The sequence below is a fragment of the Microvirga zambiensis WSM3693 genome (assembly GCF_016735695.1).
Lineage (GTDB): Bacteria > Pseudomonadota > Alphaproteobacteria > Rhizobiales > Beijerinckiaceae > Microvirga > Microvirga zambiensis.
The window spans coordinates 51,719-67,857 of record NZ_JAERQD010000011.1; the positions used below are offsets into that span (position 1 = coordinate 51,719).

General features: G+C 61.2%; 23 protein-coding genes. 16 read left to right on the top strand and 7 right to left on the bottom strand.

What is annotated here, in order from left to right; all coding sequences use genetic code 11:
- Position 1: 1 nt before the first annotated feature.
- Positions 2-997, bottom strand: a complete 996-nt coding sequence (locus JKL46_RS10805; RefSeq protein ID WP_201832697.1) for an ABC transporter substrate-binding protein — start codon at positions 995-997, stop codon at positions 2-4.
- 774 nt (positions 998-1,771) lie between these two features.
- Between JKL46_RS10805 and JKL46_RS10810 the strand changes: the two genes are divergently transcribed.
- The 15 genes from JKL46_RS10810 to JKL46_RS10880 all read left to right on the top strand — a co-directional run bounded on the left by JKL46_RS10810 (position 1,772) and on the right by JKL46_RS10880 (position 8,761).
- Positions 1,772-2,122, top strand: a complete 351-nt coding sequence (locus JKL46_RS10810; RefSeq protein WP_201832698.1) for an integration host factor subunit alpha — start codon at positions 1,772-1,774, stop codon at positions 2,120-2,122.
- Positions 2,119-2,475, top strand: coding sequence for a hypothetical protein (locus tag JKL46_RS10815; RefSeq protein WP_201832699.1), 357 nt, complete (start codon positions 2,119-2,121; stop codon positions 2,473-2,475). Before JKL46_RS10810 ends, JKL46_RS10815 begins: the two co-directional genes overlap by 4 nt.
- The gene (panB, locus tag JKL46_RS10820; RefSeq protein ID WP_201832700.1) at positions 2,472-3,350 is read left to right on the top strand and encodes a 3-methyl-2-oxobutanoate hydroxymethyltransferase; all 879 of its coding nucleotides are present in this window, start codon (positions 2,472-2,474) and stop codon (positions 3,348-3,350) included. The genes JKL46_RS10815 and panB overlap by 4 nt, the downstream gene beginning before the upstream one ends.
- A 9-nt stretch (positions 3,351-3,359) precedes the next feature.
- Positions 3,360-4,295 carry a pantoate--beta-alanine ligase gene (panC, locus tag JKL46_RS10825; protein WP_201832702.1) on the top strand — a complete coding sequence of 312 codons (936 nt, stop codon included), beginning with the start codon at positions 3,360-3,362 and terminating at the stop codon, positions 4,293-4,295.
- Positions 4,292-4,873 (top strand): hypothetical protein, encoded by a 582-nt coding sequence (locus JKL46_RS10830; RefSeq protein ID WP_201832704.1) that lies wholly within the window; start codon positions 4,292-4,294, stop codon positions 4,871-4,873. The genes panC and JKL46_RS10830 overlap by 4 nt, the downstream gene beginning before the upstream one ends.
- Entirely contained in the window at positions 4,870-5,097 is a 228-nt protein-coding gene (locus JKL46_RS10835; RefSeq protein WP_201832706.1) for a hypothetical protein, read from the top strand. Before JKL46_RS10830 ends, JKL46_RS10835 begins: the two co-directional genes overlap by 4 nt.
- A 129-nt stretch (positions 5,098-5,226) precedes the next feature.
- Positions 5,227-5,904: a CYTH domain-containing protein gene (locus JKL46_RS10840; protein ID WP_201832708.1), complete on the top strand. Its 678-nt coding sequence runs from the start codon at positions 5,227-5,229 to the stop codon at positions 5,902-5,904.
- Positions 5,905-6,097: 193 nt separating this feature from the next.
- Complete coding sequence (locus JKL46_RS10845; RefSeq protein WP_201832710.1) at positions 6,098-6,415, top strand: helix-turn-helix transcriptional regulator; 318 nt, start codon at positions 6,098-6,100, stop codon at positions 6,413-6,415.
- A 30-nt stretch (positions 6,416-6,445) separates the two neighbouring features.
- The gene (locus JKL46_RS10850) at positions 6,446-6,844 is read left to right on the top strand and encodes a hypothetical protein (RefSeq protein ID WP_201832713.1); all 399 of its coding nucleotides are present in this window, start codon (positions 6,446-6,448) and stop codon (positions 6,842-6,844) included.
- A 25-nt stretch (positions 6,845-6,869) separates the two neighbouring features.
- Complete coding sequence (locus JKL46_RS10855) at positions 6,870-7,046, top strand: hypothetical protein (protein WP_201832715.1); 177 nt, start codon at positions 6,870-6,872, stop codon at positions 7,044-7,046.
- Positions 7,043-7,327, top strand: coding sequence for a BrnA antitoxin family protein (locus JKL46_RS36825; RefSeq protein ID WP_425493253.1), 285 nt, complete (start codon positions 7,043-7,045; stop codon positions 7,325-7,327). The genes JKL46_RS10855 and JKL46_RS36825 overlap by 4 nt, the downstream gene beginning before the upstream one ends.
- Positions 7,328-7,334: 7 nt before the next feature.
- Complete coding sequence (locus JKL46_RS10865; RefSeq protein ID WP_246529254.1) at positions 7,335-7,532, top strand: hypothetical protein; 198 nt, start codon at positions 7,335-7,337, stop codon at positions 7,530-7,532.
- Positions 7,529-7,792 carry a hypothetical protein gene (locus JKL46_RS10870; RefSeq protein ID WP_201832719.1) on the top strand — a complete coding sequence of 88 codons (264 nt, stop codon included), beginning with the start codon at positions 7,529-7,531 and terminating at the stop codon, positions 7,790-7,792. Before JKL46_RS10865 ends, JKL46_RS10870 begins: the two co-directional genes overlap by 4 nt.
- Before the next feature lie 493 nt (positions 7,793-8,285).
- Positions 8,286-8,435 carry a hypothetical protein gene (locus JKL46_RS10875; protein WP_201832721.1) on the top strand — a complete coding sequence of 50 codons (150 nt, stop codon included), beginning with the start codon at positions 8,286-8,288 and terminating at the stop codon, positions 8,433-8,435.
- 119 nt (positions 8,436-8,554) lie between these two features.
- Complete coding sequence (locus JKL46_RS10880) at positions 8,555-8,761, top strand: hypothetical protein (protein ID WP_201832723.1); 207 nt, start codon at positions 8,555-8,557, stop codon at positions 8,759-8,761.
- Between the two features lie 1,161 nt (positions 8,762-9,922).
- Here JKL46_RS10880 and JKL46_RS10885 read toward each other — a convergent pair.
- Entirely contained in the window at positions 9,923-10,240 is a 318-nt protein-coding gene (locus JKL46_RS10885) for a hypothetical protein (RefSeq protein WP_201832726.1), read from the bottom strand.
- Positions 10,241-10,562: 322 nt separating this feature from the next.
- Here JKL46_RS10885 and JKL46_RS10890 point away from each other — a divergent pair, with 322 nt between their 5' ends.
- Positions 10,563-11,069, top strand: a complete 507-nt coding sequence (locus JKL46_RS10890; RefSeq protein ID WP_201832727.1) for a hypothetical protein — start codon at positions 10,563-10,565, stop codon at positions 11,067-11,069.
- 94 nt (positions 11,070-11,163) lie between these two features.
- On the opposite strand, the gene JKL46_RS10895 is transcribed toward JKL46_RS10890, so the two are convergent.
- The 5 genes from JKL46_RS10895 to JKL46_RS10915 all read right to left on the bottom strand — a co-directional run bounded on the left by JKL46_RS10895 (position 11,164) and on the right by JKL46_RS10915 (position 16,131).
- Complete coding sequence (locus JKL46_RS10895) at positions 11,164-11,766, bottom strand: RBBP9/YdeN family alpha/beta hydrolase (protein ID WP_201832728.1); 603 nt, start codon at positions 11,764-11,766, stop codon at positions 11,164-11,166.
- Between the two features lie 381 nt (positions 11,767-12,147).
- Positions 12,148-13,713 carry a copper resistance CopC/CopD family protein gene (locus JKL46_RS10900; RefSeq protein ID WP_201832729.1) on the bottom strand — a complete coding sequence of 522 codons (1,566 nt, stop codon included), beginning with the start codon at positions 13,711-13,713 and terminating at the stop codon, positions 12,148-12,150.
- A 62-nt stretch (positions 13,714-13,775) separates the two neighbouring features.
- Positions 13,776-14,315, bottom strand: coding sequence for a YcnI family copper-binding membrane protein (locus tag JKL46_RS10905; protein WP_201832730.1), 540 nt, complete (start codon positions 14,313-14,315; stop codon positions 13,776-13,778).
- Positions 14,316-14,338: 23 nt separating this feature from the next.
- Positions 14,339-15,133: an ABC transporter ATP-binding protein gene (locus JKL46_RS10910; RefSeq protein ID WP_201832731.1), complete on the bottom strand. Its 795-nt coding sequence runs from the start codon at positions 15,131-15,133 to the stop codon at positions 14,339-14,341.
- Entirely contained in the window at positions 15,127-16,131 is a 1,005-nt protein-coding gene (locus JKL46_RS10915) for an ABC transporter permease (RefSeq protein ID WP_425493255.1), read from the bottom strand. Before JKL46_RS10915 ends, JKL46_RS10910 begins: the two co-directional genes overlap by 7 nt.
- Positions 16,132-16,139 lie beyond the last annotated feature (8 nt).

A 16,139-nucleotide genomic window follows, 5' to 3' on the forward strand; every position in this document is an offset into this window, starting at 1 on the left:
ATCAGTTGCTCTTAGTGGCGCGCTCGTAGAAGCGTGGTTCAAAGAGGCCTTCGAACGGCAGCTCCTTATCGAGCGAGCCGAGCTTGACTTGGTAAGCCTGCATGAGGCGCGCCGACTCGATGATCGTGCGAGGATCGATCTGGAACTTGGTCGCCGGGGACGAAAGCGCTTTGCGGATGGTCTCGCTATCCACGATCCCTTTGCCAAGAGCGGCCTCCAGCGGTGGGACAGCGCGATCCGGGGTTTTCGCGAGAAGATCTGCGGCCTTCACGAGCCCGCTGACCAAACTTTGAACGGCTTCCGGGTTCTTCTCAAGGAATGCACCGGACACGGCGACGACAGTGCCGGGCTGGCCGGGGAACATCTCATCGCCCAGAGCCACCAGTTTGATGCCAGGATTTCGTCCCTGTACGATGGTCACGGCCGGCTCGCGGATAGTCGCGCCCTCGACCGCCCCTGCCAGAGTAGCCTGCTGCGTCGCGTCGATGCCCATGGGCACGATCTCGACATCCGCCTTGTCAGCCTTCGCCTGCTCCCACAGCCAGTATTGCAGCGTGGTGTTCGGGACCGAGCCGGCCGGCTGGGTGGCAAGCCGTGCCGGCTTGCCCTCGGCGGCGCGGTAGTTCTTGAACGCCGCCGCATGCGACGTGCCGGCTGTGAAATATTTGGCCAGCTTCGGCGAAGCCACGAACACGTTCTCAGCGGTTGCCGTTGCCGCAACAACGCGCACATCGATGCCCTTCGACCGGGCGACCGCCAAGGGCGCAACGCCAGCCACGTAGATATCGATTGTGCCCGAGGCCAGCGCCTGGATCATGTTGGGGCCGGACTCGAACGTGGTGACGGTAAGATTGAGGCCACCCTGCTTCAGCCAGCCTTCGTTCTGCGCCACGAACAAAGGAGCCGTGCCAATGATCGGGATGACGCCAACGCGCGCGGTGACCGAGGCCTCCTGCGCGAGGGCTTGTGGGCCGACGATCATGGCAGTTGCCAGCATGCCAGCACAGGCAAGGAACGCTCGCCGTTTGACAAAGCTTGTTCCCCTCAACGCTTCGCTCGAGTCGACCGTGTCATCAGCGAACTCGGTATGGGTCCTTCGTGCCGAGCAGGGCATCTTGGTCTCCGAAATTGGATGCGTATTGTTGCTTGTGATCCGACTTTATATCGGCTCCAGAAGCTCTCTAATCGGCGCCGAAAATGTTCGTTATAAAGAACTCAGTCAAGTGGTGGGATTGGCTGTTCGATCAGCTGAGCGACAAACTCCCATCCGATATGAATGGATTTTCCGGTCAAAGAGAAAGATTTTCTCTTTCTGTGGCCGATCTTAGAATGTCCTGCTTTGCAGCGCCGTCCTATAGAAAGAACATTTTTCTTGAAGCAAGGCCCGATATGGGACTTACTGAGACGTTGTGAGGTGTCGCGCCTCATCCGAGGCAGGAAGTCTTAGGGGCATGCTCGCATATGGCCAAAAGGCCATTGGGGCTTGGTGCGGGTCCGACTCTGCCTGCTACCGCTTCACTACGCAGGATCAACAGCTGTGTGTTGATCCCACCTGTGTCTCGTCGGCCACAGGGCAAACACAAGTCGTCAAAATAAAATTACGAAATCGATTACATGGACGCAACGAGACTTCAAATAGTAACAGCAAGTGGTAAGGGACTTGCGCGATCCACATCTGCCCGTGGCATCGTTCCTCTGAGGACAGTCAATCCTCCCAAACTCGGGCTGCTGGCAACGGCAGCCCCTTTTTCAACCTGACCGGGATGTGCCGATGGCAGACAAGACCTTGACCCGCGCCGATTTGGCCGAGGTCGTGTATCACAAGGGCATCGTCACGAAAGACCATGCCGCAGAGCTGGTCAGTCAGGTGCTCGCGACGATATGTGATGCGCTGGCAGAGGGCGAGAACGTCAAACTGTCCTCGTTCGGCGTCTTCACCTTGCGCGACAAGGCGGAGCGTGTGGGGCGCAATCCCAAGAACGGCATTGCGGTGCCGATCGAGCCGCGCCGGGTCGTTCTGTTCACAGCCTCGCACATTCTGAAGGCAAAGCTGAACCACACTGCACCCCGAAGGCGCCGCGCGCCCAAGCAGAATGCTGCGTCTGGCGAAAGAGCAGCATGAACCAGCTTGCATCGCCGAATGCGTGGAGCATCTCATCCAGTGCTGTTTACGGCTGGCTCACGGGAATTGCCGTGGGCGGCCTGCATCAGGTCCACTTCGCGCTCTCTCATGACAACCCGGACAATGGCTTCCTTCGTGTCGTGGGTGTTTTGATTGTTGGAGGCTGCGGTGGCGCCATTCTGTTTGCGGGCATCGCAATGCTTCGCAATCAGCGCGATCGACCCGCCGCAATCGCAACATACGTCGTAGGGTCGCGCACTGCCATCAAGACAATGAGCACGAGAGCCACGGGTGACGAGAGCCAGCGCGCTGGTGCTGCGGCGTTCAACGTACGGAAGCCACACTCTCCATGAGCCATCATCCATCGATCGATCGGCCGTCGGTCACCATCCCGATGCTCCAGCAGCGGATGCGAGATGGCGAGCGGCTCGTGATGACCACGGCCTACGACGCCATGACGGCCCGGCTGGCCGATCCCATCGTCGACATGCTCCTGGTCGGCGACAGCGTCGGCAACGTCTGTCTGGGCTTCGACAACACACTGCCGGTCAGCATGGCAATGATGAACCATCACCTCGAGGCGGTCATGCGCACAAGGCCACGAGCCCTCGTCGTCGCCGACATGCCTTATCTCAGCTACCACCTTAGCCTTGACGAAACTCTGTGCAACGCCGGTGGCTTTCTCAAGCGCGGGGCAGCGGCCGTGAAAGTGGAAGGCGGCGCCAAGCGGGCCGAGGCCGTTCGTGCCCTGGTCGAGTGCGAGATTCCGGTCATGGGTCATCTCGGCCTGACCCCGCAGAGTGTGCACGCCATGGGCGGCTTCAAGGTGCAGGGCAGGGCAGCCGAGGACGCCATCCGGATCCTGGACGACGCCCACCGGCTCGAGGAGGCCGGCTGCTTTGCCCTCGTGCTCGAGGGTATCCCGTCTGAGCTGGCAGCGAAGATCACGCAGAGCCTCAGCATCCCGACCATCGGCATCGGGGCCGGTCCCGACTGCTCCGGCCAGGTACTCGTGCTGCATGACGTGCTCGGCCTGACGCAGGGACACCGGCCCAAGTTCGTGCGCACCTACCTCGATGGCTTCACGGTTCTGCAGCAGGCCCTGACCCGTTGGGCCGCGGACGTGCGCAGCGGCGCCTTTCCGTCCGCGGCCGAGGCCTATGCCCTTCCGGCCGATGCCCAGGCAGCCGTTGCCGCCTGGACGCCACATGCCTCCACCAGCTCATGAGGTCTGCCGATGCTCACCTTCCGCACGATCAAGTCCCTGACCCAGTGCCTGAGTGGCTACCGCACGTCGGGCCTGCGGATCGGCTTCGTGCCGACCATGGGCTTCCTGCACGATGGCCATCGGGCCCTGATCGCGGAAAGCGTTGAGCGCTGCGACATCACCGTGGTCAGCATCTTCGTCAATCCGGCCCAGTTCGGCCCGACCGAGGATCTCGAGCGCTATCCCCGCGCCCTGGACGCCGATCACGAGCTCTGCCGCAAGGCCGGCGTGAGCATGATCTTCCTGCCTGATGCGAGCGAGATCTATCCGCCCGGCTTCCAGACCTTTGTCGAGCCCGGTCCGGTGGCCGGGCCGCTGTGCGGTGCCGTCCGGCCGGGCCATTTCCGCGGTGTGGCCACCGTGGTGACCAAGCTGTTTGCCATCGTGCAGCCGGATGTGGCCTTCTTCGGCCAGAAGGACTTTCAGCAATGTGCCGTGATCCGGCAGATGGTGCGCGATCTCAATCTGCCGGTCGAGATTGTCACGGTGCCGACCGTGCGTGAGCCTGATGGCTTGGCGATGAGCAGCCGCAACAGCTATCTCGGCCCGACCGATCGCAAGAGAGCGCTCTGCCTCAGCCGGGGCCTGCTCGCCGCCCAGGCGGCATTCGCGGAGGGCGAGCGCGACAGCGGCAGGCTGATCGCCATCGCCCAATCTCAGATCACCGCGGTCGATCAGCTGCAGTATCTCGAGCTGCGGGATGCCCAAACATTGGAAGCCATCCACGGTCTGGTGGACAAGCCGGTGGCCCTGTGTGTCGCCGCCATGATCGGCCCAACCCGCCTGATCGACAACGTGCTCCTCACTCCGCCACGGACAGCGCTGTCCGATCGCGATCTCGAGGTGGTGTCCTGTGCGGTCGATCGCCAGGTTAACGTCGGCGGCCAGGGATCTCGACCATCATGACAGCCTCCACCGATATGAATTCCCTCGTCTGGGCGCTCAACACCCGTCTGATCGCCGGCGCCACAGCGACAGGAACCCTCCTGGCCTGGTGCGAGGAACATGGCCTCTCAGACGGGCCGATTACTGTCGATGTCAGGCAGCGCTTTGCACCTGCACTCGTCCCCGACGACATTCTGCCGGCTCTCGAGCTCAATCCCGGCGAAACCATCGACTACCGGCAGGTCCAATTGATGCGCGGCGCGCTGCCGCTCGCAACGGCCGAGAATTGGTTTGTGCCGCAACGCCTGACAGCGGCCATGAACAAGGCCCTGAACACAACAGAGACCCCTTTCGCGACCGTGATTGCGCCGCTGCGCCCGGTCCGTCGCATCCTGGCCGCGGCCATCCAGCCGCAGTCTGGGATCATCCTGGAGCAGGTCGCCCTGGTCCGCAGCGGCTCCGGAGCGGCGCTCGCGCTGGTGAAGGAGGGTTATCTCCCGGACCTCGTCTCGTTTGACCAGGCACCGGCACTGTGGCAGCGGGCCCGCGATCCGAGGGCCGAGAGGTCAGCCATGCAATCTGTGAGGTTCACGCGATGACCCCGCAACACGACCTGGCCTCCCAGGTGCTGTCCGATCCCGATCAGATCGAGGAGGTGCAGTTCCAAGACCACCGGATCCGGTTCGGGCCGACGCAGACCGGCTGGGTTTCCTTCATCGCGCGGCAGGGGCAACGGCCGACGATCCTGCTTGCGAGCGATCGCGAAACCCTGATCGCGGAGGCGCAAACGCTGATCAGGCGCCGGAGCGCGGACAGGCGGTAAGGCGATGGAACCTCGTCCCTGGCGTGTGGTTGGCGTAGAGATCAATGAGGGGCCTTTGCCTTTTGTTTCCAAGCTATGCTCCGACCGCCGTTGCGCCTCCCGCTGCCCCATCCTGGAAGGTGGACACCTATGAGCGTCACCCGCGTCTTTCTGCTCGCCTCTGGCCTGGCTCGTCTGATCGAGAAGGAAAGGGCAGGGCGGCGCGTCCGGCACGGCTACTTTCCCGAACACCATGACCGAAGCGTCCATGTCCAGGTAACTGGCGATGCCGGCCACCTCGTTCTGGCTTCTCATTCCGCGACAGGCCCGATCGAGCAAGCTGCCGAGATTTCTCCGGTGCAGGCCGAGGCGCTGCTCGGATTGACCGCTGGGCAAATCGCCTATCTGGGCATCAGCATGACGATCAACTCTCACACCGCCACCATCCTGCACTTCGCCGCACCGGGACCGCTCGATCTGGTCAGCGTGGCGTTCAAGCACGACAAGGCCGCCCAAAAGTTCCAGCCGCCGGCTTGGTTCGGCCCGGAGGTCAGCGCTGATCCGCGCTACCGGCTGCGCGCCATCGCCCTCGACGGCCTTCCCTCCGTGCCCGAGGTCGAGGTGTCGAATGCAGCCCTCCACAGCCTGCTCGACGCCCTGGATCACCGGGATCAGGAGGCCGAGCCGCATCCGACCCAAAGGGCTCAGGCGCCTGCGCCATCCGAGCCTGGCTTCGATGCCGAGGCGGAACAGGAGCTCGACAGGCTCGCCATCGAGGACAGCGTGATCCGAGACCTCGCCCGTTCGTTGCAGCCGCAGGGACGTTGAGGCCCAGACGAGTGGAGGCAAAGAGCGCTTTGGGGATCCGACCATTGAGCGTCGCACCGGCCAACTCCCGCGAGACCTCGTGCTCACATCCCCCGAGCAGCCCTCGTCGCCCAGGCCTAGCACGAACCCTCGGCCGTGAACCGCGGCGTGGCCATCGCGGATCCCCCTGCCGTGAGCTGAAGGACATTGCCGCATGACACTCTCGAAGACAGGTCCGACGGCTTCGACATCGACGGCAGGATGGAGTGACGCTGTGGACAGCCATCAGAAGGTTTGGACCGCCATCGATACCATTGCCTGGAGGGCCCGATTGAGCCCCTCCGGCCTGGCTAAAGCCGCCGGCATGGATTCAACTGCGTTCAACCGGTCGAAGCGACAGGACGCGCACGGCCGGCAGCGCTGGCCGAATGTCGAGACCATTCAGAAGATCCTCGATGCGACCGGCACGACATGGCCTGAATTCGCCCGTCTGGTCGAGGACGGGACACCAGTGGCCTCTCAGAGTGATTGAGGATCTAACCGGCTGTCGGGAGGCTTGAGCATGACGGAAAACGAGATTGAAGCTTTCGCGGCAGAGCTCGCCAGTGCCAGCGGTGCTTCCTGGCCCTCAGAGCCAGCAAGCGGTCCGCGTAAGATGGTCGTGGAGCGCTACAAAGACCGTGCCCGCCTCGCGATCGCCGCGGTCGACCGGGTCCGGGCGACGGCCGAAGAGCGCAGGAGCGAAAGCCTTGCACCAGCAGAGCAGGGAGAATCCAAGCCAGCTACACCTGCTGTGGTCTCGGTCGGTAGCATGGTTCTCTACTGCCCGCCTAGCGACCAGAGATCTCGTCGTTGCCGCATCACAAAGGTCGAGGGCGATCACGCATACCTTGTCCCGGAGCTGCCCGATGCGCCAGGCTGGGTGGATCTCGAAAACCTCTCACCTCCGATCGTCCGTTGACACCTGAGACCGATGGCTGGAACCCATGACTGACTTTCTCTGGATCGGCCTTGGTGTCATTGCCGCCATCCTCGTCGGTGCTCTCGCTGGCTGGGGGCTCATGGCCGAGATCGCCGAGGTCGCCGGCAGCCCGTCTGCGGTTCAGGGTGGGCTGTGTCTGGGCTTCGCCATTGGGGCGGGCTACCTGGTCTTCAAGGGATGAGCCTTACCGACGATCAGGCTTTCAGGAGCGCGACCCTGTCGAGAGCTTCAACGAAGCCGCTGCCACTTGGTCCATTGCATGTTGCCGAGGTCATCCCCTTGAACGCGATGACGAAGCCGATCGACGGAAGGGCGAAAGCCACGGCGATATCCGAGGGGCGCGAGACCATCACGCTTCGCATCGACCAGGACGTGCTCGACTTCTTCCAGAAAGACGGTCGCGGCTGGCAGGATCGCATCAACGCAGCCCTGCGGCAGGCGGCGGGAAAGTCCAATGACTGAGAGCGACATGACCCAGGCAACCGAGGTCATCGAGCACTGCGGCCATCAGATCCGTCTCGCGCCTGCAGGCCTTGACTGGATCGCTGCTGTGACGTTCCCGGATCAGCGCTCGACGGTGATCATGGCGCCCGACCGGGAGGCCGCCCTCAACAAGGCCTATGAATGGATTAATCTGCAGCTTGCACCTGATAAGACGTCGGAATGACCTATCAACTGATTCAGCTCGCGCCTGGCGCCTATGATCTCCTGCGGCATGACGAGCTGATGGGGAGCGTCGTTCGGGTCAAGACCAGGCAGGGAGCGACGTGGTACGCCGAGTTGCTCGAGGACCTGCCGCAGAGCAAAAGGCCAGCACCCTTTCTTGAGATCGAGCACGCCTTCCCGAGCCTGGAGGCGTTGTGTGGCTGGCTCGGCAATCCGGAGGTGCTGAGCAACAATCGGCATGGCGAGGCCTTTGAGCGCTGAGCCTTCTGCGACGGAACGCGCCATTGTGGGATGGCGTGGAAGCAGGCCATAAGCTGATCGTTCTTCATTTTCAGGGCTGCAGGGACGTCCCTGGGACCGAACCTCTGCCCCGAATGAAACCCGCTTGATGCAAATCAAGCGGGTTTTTTGATGCTCGATCGTCGCCGCGAGTGATGGAGCGGGACCGCGCTCGGAAGCTTTGAACATCGTTTGGCAGTCGATGTTCACCGATGATTCACCGACTGGGGAGCATTGTTGCGTACCGGTCGCCCAACCGAACTCCCGGCCAAGCCCAAAGTCTTAACCTCTCACCCTTGGACTTGGTCGGGTTCCGCCTACAAGGCCAAGGGCTACGCTGAGACCAATCCCGGACGAGACGTCTTGGCGGGCGCATGTCCGGGTGCGACGACTTACCTGGCCGATGTCTCCAGGGTATGAAGGAACCGCACTGTGCCGAGCGGCTTTGCAATCAGGGGACGTTCAGGAGTTCTTGATGGCCAAAGCTGAGACCGACAATAACGCTTTGGTGGTCGATCATGATCGCCCGATCCGGAAAGAGCCTCATTTCCTTCTCCGGCTGGCAGGCCTGGGGCTGTCGTTGGCCGTCATCGCAGGCGCCCTTCTCTGGGCGAGCAGCTTGTGATGTCTGACGGGACGGATAATCTCGTGGCGCTGATTTCGACAGCCAACCGATCAGGCGCATCAAGACCAGACATGTGACCTGCCGGTCACAGACATCGGCGCGGGAATCGGCCACATAGCGTGGCCGAGCGACACAATGTGATCGCCCCCGCCACCGTTTTCCAGAACTCGCCGAATTCATCAAAGGTCTTCATCATGCCGCCGACAGAGGTCGCAGCGCCTGTCTTTGCTCCGACGCATGCGCCGACGTTCACGCGGGCTGCCGTTCGGTTTGTCGTCTCCTTTGCCGTCTTGATCGGCCTGAGCCTGCTGCTGGCCGGGATTTGAGGTCGCATCTTTCAGCCTCTGTGCCTATTCCGATACAGCCAAAGCGCCGGACATCAGGCATTCTGTCCCAGTCCTTGAAGGAACGGCTGGGGGCCGATTCTCCCTGGAAGGGAAGCGCCTCTGCCGTGCACGGGGCGCTTCTCTTTGCCTAGACGGGCAAGACGTCATCGTCGGTTGAGAGGTTGCGGGCAGGGCAGATCGACGCTGCGAGGTAAGGCTTCCCTTTCATTCACTGGTCCAGACCCCCATATCAAAGTTGTTTCCAGCCCAAAGACATTGCTCAGATGAAGCGTCAGCAAACCTCATTTTCTGTCGAAATCAAGAAATCCCGTAACCAAGGCCAGCGTCACAACCTTCCGCCCCGACGCCTGTTCGACGTTATGCCTCCTCCGGACGAGGGTCCCGAGATCCTGAAGAATGAGGCTGTGACAAAGGTCGCTGAACCGACCAATGCGCCTCGCATCCTGCCGAGCATTGTCGAGCCGAGATGGAGCCGATCGGAGCCCGCTGAGCCCGTCCGCCGCGAGCGCTCATCAGGTGTAACCAAGCCCGGGCAGATGGAGTTCAACTTGAACGCTGTATCTGACGCCGAGAAGGCTGTATCTGCCCAACGTCTAGTGCATGCTGAAGCCAACGCGCCACCCCTCGTCGCCGCAGCTGTTGAAATGGGCGCCATGGCGACGCATGACGCCCAGCCCGCCTCGGGGAAAAGTGCGAAGTCCCATGCACGGAAGGCAAGGACGAAGATATCTGCCGTTGTCGAAGCGGCACAAGCGCCAGAAGCCAAGCCAACGCCGCATGCGGGGATGATCGCACGCTCGACGGACGTTTTGTCGACGTCAAGCGGGCATAGGCTGACCAAGCGTCTGGCTGCCGCCGGTCAACTGCCGCGCGGCGAGCGCTGGAAGCGGCGCCTCCATCCCGCATCATGGCGAGATCAGCGCTCACGGCCGGATTGAACCGGCTGCCATGTCAACAGCGTGGCGGCTGCTTCCTGCTGCATACCCAATCCTGAAGTCCACCCCTACGAGGCTGTAGGAGACGATAGTCGTCTTCGATCCGACTGACGCGGGAAAAGCTTGGAAAGTAGCGGTCTTGCCATGCACAATGAACATGGACGCGTGAAAAGTACTGAACCGCCGTCTTTCGCCTCCATGCCGCTCACCGAGGGATCTTGCTGGCAATCTGGGCAGCCGCTTCCGGACTGAACCCGACCTCCATCAACTCTCCCTCCAGGTCCTCGACACTGTCGGGCTCCAACGTGATGAGACGCGCGGTTGGCTCGCGATCAACCAAAAGCGTATCTGCGTCATTGCCCTCTTCGAGAGCACTTGGAGCCCCCTCAGTGGAGGTAGTCGTGACCCGGATGGCCGGACCTTCGTCTCCATCGTCTTCGGCCGCCTGGTCGCTGCGGTAGACCTTCACCGTGACCGGACGTCCCTCAATTTCATCTTCGTAGACTGTGGCCCACTCACTCATGCTCCCCTCCCGGATCATGCACCAGCCATCGCGATGGTCGTCACCGAAGCTAGGGCCGGGAAGGCAAGATACAAGCTGAATTCCCGCCTGCCGTGCAAGGTGGGATGTATGCCTCGTCCAGCGCGGCCGCGACATTGTGCAGGACTGAGGCGCCGTGTGCCGGACGCGGCAAGGATGTCTTCGAGGCCCTGTACCCGGTCATGGGATCCATTGTCGTCTGAGGGCCACTTTTCCGGGAGACGGTGCGACGGATCGTTCAGATTGACAGGAATGACGCCAAGGGATCACCATTCCAGGTGGGGGCGCCATGAGGATGGCTGCGATGGACCATTTCGACCACATCCTGAACTGGAAGCTGAAGCAGGGATCACACACCTTCCCCGGCCAGGACGGCGGCACCTGCATCAACGAGGCAGCCATTGTGGCGGCAGGCTTCCCGTACCAGCCGGTGCGTTCGGTCGAGGACATGCCGGCGTGCTTCTCACGTCCGATCTGCCGGCTGGCGATGCAGCTGAACGACGCGGCCTCCGATGACGATCGGCAGCGCCTGCTGCCGTTTGTGAGCCGCCTCGCCTGTGCCGATACGCCCGAGGTCGAGCGCGAGCGGGCAGCGTACATTGCTGCGCGCATGCGCTGGCGGCTTCCACTCCGAGAGGGCATGGCGGTGCTCGAAGGCGCCCTCGCCATCGGCCGGCAGCCTGATGCGGTAACGTCTGAGGAGGCGATGACCCGGCTGGACGCTGCTCAGCAGAAGGCCTCAGCCCCCACCTCTGTCAACGAGCATCCGCTGTTCGCCACGATTCACGGATGGCTTGCTGGCGTATTCTAGAGCCATGATTTTATGTGCCGGCAAGTGAAAGGTCGGCACATAATACGTTCTCTACGGTAAGCGGTGAATGCGCTGCGTCTGAAAGGGCATCACACTACCCTGCCACCTGCTGGTAGTCGTCCCCAGCCCGATCACGTCTTCGGACCAACGGCGCATAGGGATTCCATTGTCTCTCCAGCAACAGATCGAACCATCTCAGTCCCTCTGGCCAGCGACCATGGCCGCTGGCAACGTTGATGTGCCCCGCATCTCCGGCGTCGACGAATGCTGCTCCCCACAATCCGGCGAGGTGCCGGGCACGGGCGTGCGTCATATACGGATCCGTACGGCTGGCGACTACGACAGCAGGAAAGCCGAAGCTGACGGAAGGAAGGGGCGTAAAGGATGCGATGCTGGGCACCAATGGCAGCAACAACTCTGGATCAGCCGGCGCTACCAGCAGTGCTCCGCCGACCTTTAACTCCGAATACCGGGCCGCGACGTGTGCGATCAAGGTTGCGCCAAGGCTGTGACCAACCAGGATAGCACCTGGCTTTCTCCTGACAGCACTCGCCAAGGCTTCAAGCCAGATCTCAAGGTCCGGTACGTCCCAGCTTTGCTGCTGAACCCGCTCGGCACCGTCTAACTTCGCTTCCCAATAGCTTTGCCAATGCTCACTCTCAGAGCCGTATAGGCCAGGCACTATAAGAATTGTCATTACTGATATTCCCGTATGAGCAGTATTGTTGGCCCATCTGCACGATCAGTCAATGAAACGTATACCTTAAATCAGCCCACTCCGGAGAACGCACTTCCATCACAAGCCATAGGAGCAGTTTTTTGTATTTCTCCTGGTTAGAATTGATTGCTCCCAATGCGGGCCAATAAGTCAACCTGTCCCTATTTTGCCTTCACGGCGCCTGCCTTATTCACATAATGCATCAGATCACGCCAAGCCATCGAGAGCACAGCAAAGGATTTCCGCGCCGTTGGTACCATATCGGACAACGCGTTTCTGGGCTCGCAGAGACAAGGCGCCGGTCTGTGATCAAGGGCATGCCGAGTGGCGACATTCGTCAATCAAGCCACGGTCCAACGGTTAAGAAATACCCTTAGCAATATCAAAGACGTCGGTCAGAGTGACGGAACGGAACTCTGTGATCAGCACTGTCACGCGGACAATCCAGAACCCGTCCAGTGGCAGCACGAATCCATCACCATGGTAGAGAGCCTCCTGCTGTCGAGCCTCACGCATAAATGGTCCAATGCCGTAAGACGGCTTGTCGAGTTCGATCTTGACGCTGAGCGGCTCTACCGCCTGGCCGTCAACCCGAATTTCACTGACCTCGACGCTGACGGGGCCGACGCGCGGCGGCCTGACAATCAGTGTCGCACTGACACCATCCTTACTGACTTTGGCCTCCTGTACGGTAGCGATAGCCGGGGCTACGAGCATTGCACGCGGAGGCGGCGTAAAGCGCCACAGTCCGAGCACCGCGATCACGACGCTGCCGAGCGCAATTTCAGTGCTCGTGCTACGGATGAGCCGCCGCGTTGCGCGCCGATCGTCTGCGATGGCAGGTTCCGTCAACCAGTATCGATTGAACAGAGCTAGAAACAGAATTGAGGCGACCAGCATGAGTTTGATCAGGAGCACGACGCCATAGTCTGTCGTCCATAGTGCAGATACCGTCCGAACCTGAACAACCGCCAACACCAATCCTGAAACCCCGAGAATGGCGACAATCGCCGGAACCGTGCATGAGAACTGTTCCAGGACACGCGGCGCTGCGGCTCTTTCCCGAGTGAATGCGACGACAAGTGGGATGAGGGAGCCCATCCAGAGAAGGACTGCTACGACATGCAGGAATACCGCCGGAGTCGTGAGACCCCTCGGCGGCGCTGTCGCAGCATGCCCGGCACTCGCGCTCGCCACCCCCGTTAGCAGCAGTGCCGTCAACGACAACAGGATGCCCGCTCTGGATGTGTATTTGAGCAATCGAGCCGCATAGGCCAGCGTCAGTGCGGTCGCTGCGATCGAAATAGACCCACCGTAGCTCGTCGCGTACAATCCAGCCGTCCAGACCGATGCCGTCAGCAGATCAGATAACGGCCCGCCTAACGAATCGAGGCCCTGGAGTCCGAGGAGTAGAGGAGCGGACAGCAATCCGGCAGAGAGTGCGATCGGAATGATTCCTTCTCCCGCCTTGGGGTCGTAGCGCCCGATCAGCGTATAGAATCCAACCCCGCCAACACCAATAATAAGACCAAGCATGAAGGTAAGCCGGGTCGCCCAGAGCCCGACGCGAATGAGTGGATCGGATTCCCCGACACTCACCGGTGTGCTTCCACTGGAGGCTCCGACTGAGAACACCAAGCCGCCTCCGATCGGATGTCCGTCTCCTGACGTTACTCTCCATGATAAGGTGTAGGTTCCGTTCTCAAGATCATCTGGAAGGGTCAGTGTGATGTTAGAGCCCTTCTCACCGATCTCCTTCAGGACAGCGATCTGGCCGCTCGGCTGCACAAGGCGCGCAACCAACGGTCTGACCGGTTCGGAAAACGTCAGCGTGACCTTTCCCGGTGCGGTTGCGACAAGGATCCCATCAGCTGGATCGGAGCGGATAAGTTGAGCGTGGGCTCGCACCGTGCTGGTCGAAAGCATGAGCCCCAAGGCGGCGAGGCAGATGACCGCCAAAGACCATAACAGCTTTGGAGCACGAACACTCACGGGCCGGGACGGACTTTGACTGATGGCGCAGGATACTTGAGTTCGTCGGCTGTCCGACCGGATTGCGGGACCTCAATCCAACGCTGCGTTCCGGATTCGCATTGCTGAACGACAGGAACGAAGATCTCTGATACCGTGACGCTACCACGAACCTTCGCACGAAACACGAACTCGTCAAAATGCGCGTCTTCAAGTTTGCTCTCTGACCACGTGATCTCTCGAATCTCTGCCCCGTGACCGCCATGGGCATCGATTTCCGCCCCGGCTGCAGCGACCCGCTTTTCCTCGACCTTGCTGGTTAGCAACCAGCCTGGCTTGGGCTGTGGCTTGATCTCCGCCAATTCTGGTGGAAGCGCGACCTTCAAAGCTATTGTGGGCGAACCAGCACACCCGTGAGGGACGACAAGTACGAACTTAACGGTGCTGCCTGCCTTCACCTCTTTATTGTCAAAGCTGACATGCGCCTGAGCACAGAAAGGGACGATCAGCACAGCTGTTGCGAGGAGCGTTTGCAGGCTGAACTTGCGGTTCTTCATAAGAAACTCCAGTGAGCTTGAAACTACCAGGTCGAAGCCAGGCCGAGGTGGACCAACGCCTCCCGCCGAAGCTCGCTCAGACGTGGGTCGCCGCGATGGCGCGGATAGGGCAAATCAACCGCCAAATCGGCAACAATGCGCGCTGGCCTCGGCCCGAAGATCAGCACTCGCTGAGCCAGGAACACCGCTTCCTCGACATCATGGGTCACGAGGACTGCAGTCAGGCCGGCTCGCTGCCATAGGTTGACGAGCTCGGTCTGCATCGTCAGACGGGTCAGGGAGTCCAGCTTTCCGAGCGGTTCGTCGAGCAGCAAAAGGCGTGGATCGTTCACCAGCGCGCGGGCAAGTGCCACACGCTGCGCCATTCCGCCGGACAATTGATGCGGATAGGCTTTGTCGAACCCCTCAAGTCCCACGAGCCGAATGGCTTCGTCGACACGGGATTTCGACTTCCTCAGGATGCCCTGCGCCTCCAGCCCCAACGCTACATTGTCCCAGACAGTGCGCCACGGGAACAGAGTGGGGTCTTGAAAGACGAGAATCCGGGAAGGATCGGGGTCGTCCACCTGTGACCCATCGACCCGAAGCTGCCCCCTGGTGGGATGATCGAGGCCAGCGAGCAGACGAAGAAGCGTTGACTTGCCACACCCTGACGGACCGAGCAGTGCCACGAACGATCCCGGCTCGATCGAGAAGTCCACATCATCAAGGACCGGCAGCGGATCTCCTTCCAGTTCGAACTGGTGGGAAAGGCTTGAGATATCGACCCGCTGACCCACCGCCGGCGCGACCCTTCCATTCACGGCCGTTGCTACCATCTGACGAGCCCTTTCTGCCATGACAGCGTCCAGTCACGCACCCGAAATAAAACTGTAATCAGCGTCGAGCACATCAGCGCCATCACCAGAAGTGCGGCATACATGTTGTTGTAAGCAGCCCACCCTTGGGCCCACTGCAGGTACCACCCGAGCCCAGCCTTGACGCCCAGCATTTCCGCCACGACGAGGACGGCAAATGACGTCCCGAGGCCCATGAACAGCCCGACGAACACATGCGGCAACGCTGCAGGAATTGCCACCTTGAGGATCAGGAAGCCGGGCTTGGCGCCCAAGGTTCGCGCTATGTCATAATAGTCGCGATTGACGCTGGCGATTCCCGACCACGTCAGGATCGTCACCGGAAAGGCTGTGGCCAGAGCGATGAGGAACACGCTTGCTGAGCCGCTTGTCGGGAAGATGAAAAAGGCGAGCGGAAGCCACGCGGTCGCAGGCAGCGGACCTATGATCCGAAGGACCGGGTGCACCCAGTAGCTCGCTGCCTGTGACCACCCGATCGTCACGCCGATGACGAACCCGGTGAGCGCCCCAAAGAAGTAGCCTTTGGCCAGCAAAGCCAATGAGTACGAGACGCTGATGCCCAATCGGCTCCAATCATCCAGAAACACTTCGAGAATGCTCTGGGGCGAAGAGAAGAATGGGACCGGCAGCAGACCCGTTTTCGCGGTCACGACTTCCCAGATGACAAGACCTAAGGCACCCGCGATTGCCCACGCGCCGTAGTAGCGGACTGTCGTGGCAACAGCGCCGAGCGCCCGCCCTGTGACTGCGACGATGATCAGGGCGAGAGAGATCGCAAGTGCGATCAACGCGAGCTCGCGACCATATGGCTGAGGGACCGTTTCGGGCCAAAGCTCAATGACACCGGCAGCGGCAATCCAAGACGCGGCCGCCGCCAGTCCGAGCCCCCAAAGGGCAGGACGAGTTCTCACTGACGCGCCCTGCACGACAGCGCCTTTGGAAAGCGCTGGTTCGACCAAGCTCATTG

What these genes read in the sequence shown, in the direction of transcription:
- JKL46_RS10805 (WP_201832697.1), bottom strand. Translation starts at nt 997, where the DNA reads ATGCTGGCAACTGCCATGATCGTCGGCCCACAAGCCCTCGCGCAGGAG.
- JKL46_RS10810 (WP_201832698.1), top strand. Translation starts at nt 1,772, where the DNA reads ATGGCAGACAAGACCTTGACCCGCGCCGATTTGGCCGAGGTCGTGTAT.
- JKL46_RS10815 (WP_201832699.1), top strand. Translation starts at nt 2,119, where the DNA reads ATGAACCAGCTTGCATCGCCGAATGCGTGGAGCATCTCATCCAGTGCT.
- panB (WP_201832700.1), top strand. Translation starts at nt 2,472, where the DNA reads ATGAGCCATCATCCATCGATCGATCGGCCGTCGGTCACCATCCCGATG.
- panC (WP_201832702.1), top strand. Translation starts at nt 3,360, where the DNA reads ATGCTCACCTTCCGCACGATCAAGTCCCTGACCCAGTGCCTGAGTGGC.
- JKL46_RS10830 (WP_201832704.1), top strand. Translation starts at nt 4,292, where the DNA reads ATGACAGCCTCCACCGATATGAATTCCCTCGTCTGGGCGCTCAACACC.
- JKL46_RS10835 (WP_201832706.1), top strand. Translation starts at nt 4,870, where the DNA reads ATGACCCCGCAACACGACCTGGCCTCCCAGGTGCTGTCCGATCCCGAT.
- JKL46_RS10840 (WP_201832708.1), top strand. Translation starts at nt 5,227, where the DNA reads ATGAGCGTCACCCGCGTCTTTCTGCTCGCCTCTGGCCTGGCTCGTCTG.
- JKL46_RS10845 (WP_201832710.1), top strand. Translation starts at nt 6,098, where the DNA reads ATGACACTCTCGAAGACAGGTCCGACGGCTTCGACATCGACGGCAGGA.
- JKL46_RS10850 (WP_201832713.1), top strand. Translation starts at nt 6,446, where the DNA reads ATGACGGAAAACGAGATTGAAGCTTTCGCGGCAGAGCTCGCCAGTGCC.
- JKL46_RS10855 (WP_201832715.1), top strand. Translation starts at nt 6,870, where the DNA reads ATGACTGACTTTCTCTGGATCGGCCTTGGTGTCATTGCCGCCATCCTC.
- JKL46_RS36825 (WP_425493253.1), top strand. Translation starts at nt 7,043, where the DNA reads ATGAGCCTTACCGACGATCAGGCTTTCAGGAGCGCGACCCTGTCGAGA.
- JKL46_RS10865 (WP_246529254.1), top strand. Translation starts at nt 7,335, where the DNA reads ATGACCCAGGCAACCGAGGTCATCGAGCACTGCGGCCATCAGATCCGT.
- JKL46_RS10870 (WP_201832719.1), top strand. Translation starts at nt 7,529, where the DNA reads ATGACCTATCAACTGATTCAGCTCGCGCCTGGCGCCTATGATCTCCTG.
- JKL46_RS10875 (WP_201832721.1), top strand. Translation starts at nt 8,286, where the DNA reads ATGGCCAAAGCTGAGACCGACAATAACGCTTTGGTGGTCGATCATGAT.
- JKL46_RS10885 (WP_201832726.1), bottom strand. Translation starts at nt 10,240, where the DNA reads ATGAGTGAGTGGGCCACAGTCTACGAAGATGAAATTGAGGGACGTCCG.
- JKL46_RS10890 (WP_201832727.1), top strand. Translation starts at nt 10,563, where the DNA reads ATGGACCATTTCGACCACATCCTGAACTGGAAGCTGAAGCAGGGATCA.
- JKL46_RS10895 (WP_201832728.1), bottom strand. Translation starts at nt 11,766, where the DNA reads ATGACAATTCTTATAGTGCCTGGCCTATACGGCTCTGAGAGTGAGCAT.
- JKL46_RS10900 (WP_201832729.1), bottom strand. Translation starts at nt 13,713, where the DNA reads ATGCTTTCGACCAGCACGGTGCGAGCCCACGCTCAACTTATCCGCTCC.
- JKL46_RS10905 (WP_201832730.1), bottom strand. Translation starts at nt 14,315, where the DNA reads ATGAAGAACCGCAAGTTCAGCCTGCAAACGCTCCTCGCAACAGCTGTG.
- JKL46_RS10910 (WP_201832731.1), bottom strand. Translation starts at nt 15,133, where the DNA reads ATGGTAGCAACGGCCGTGAATGGAAGGGTCGCGCCGGCGGTGGGTCAG.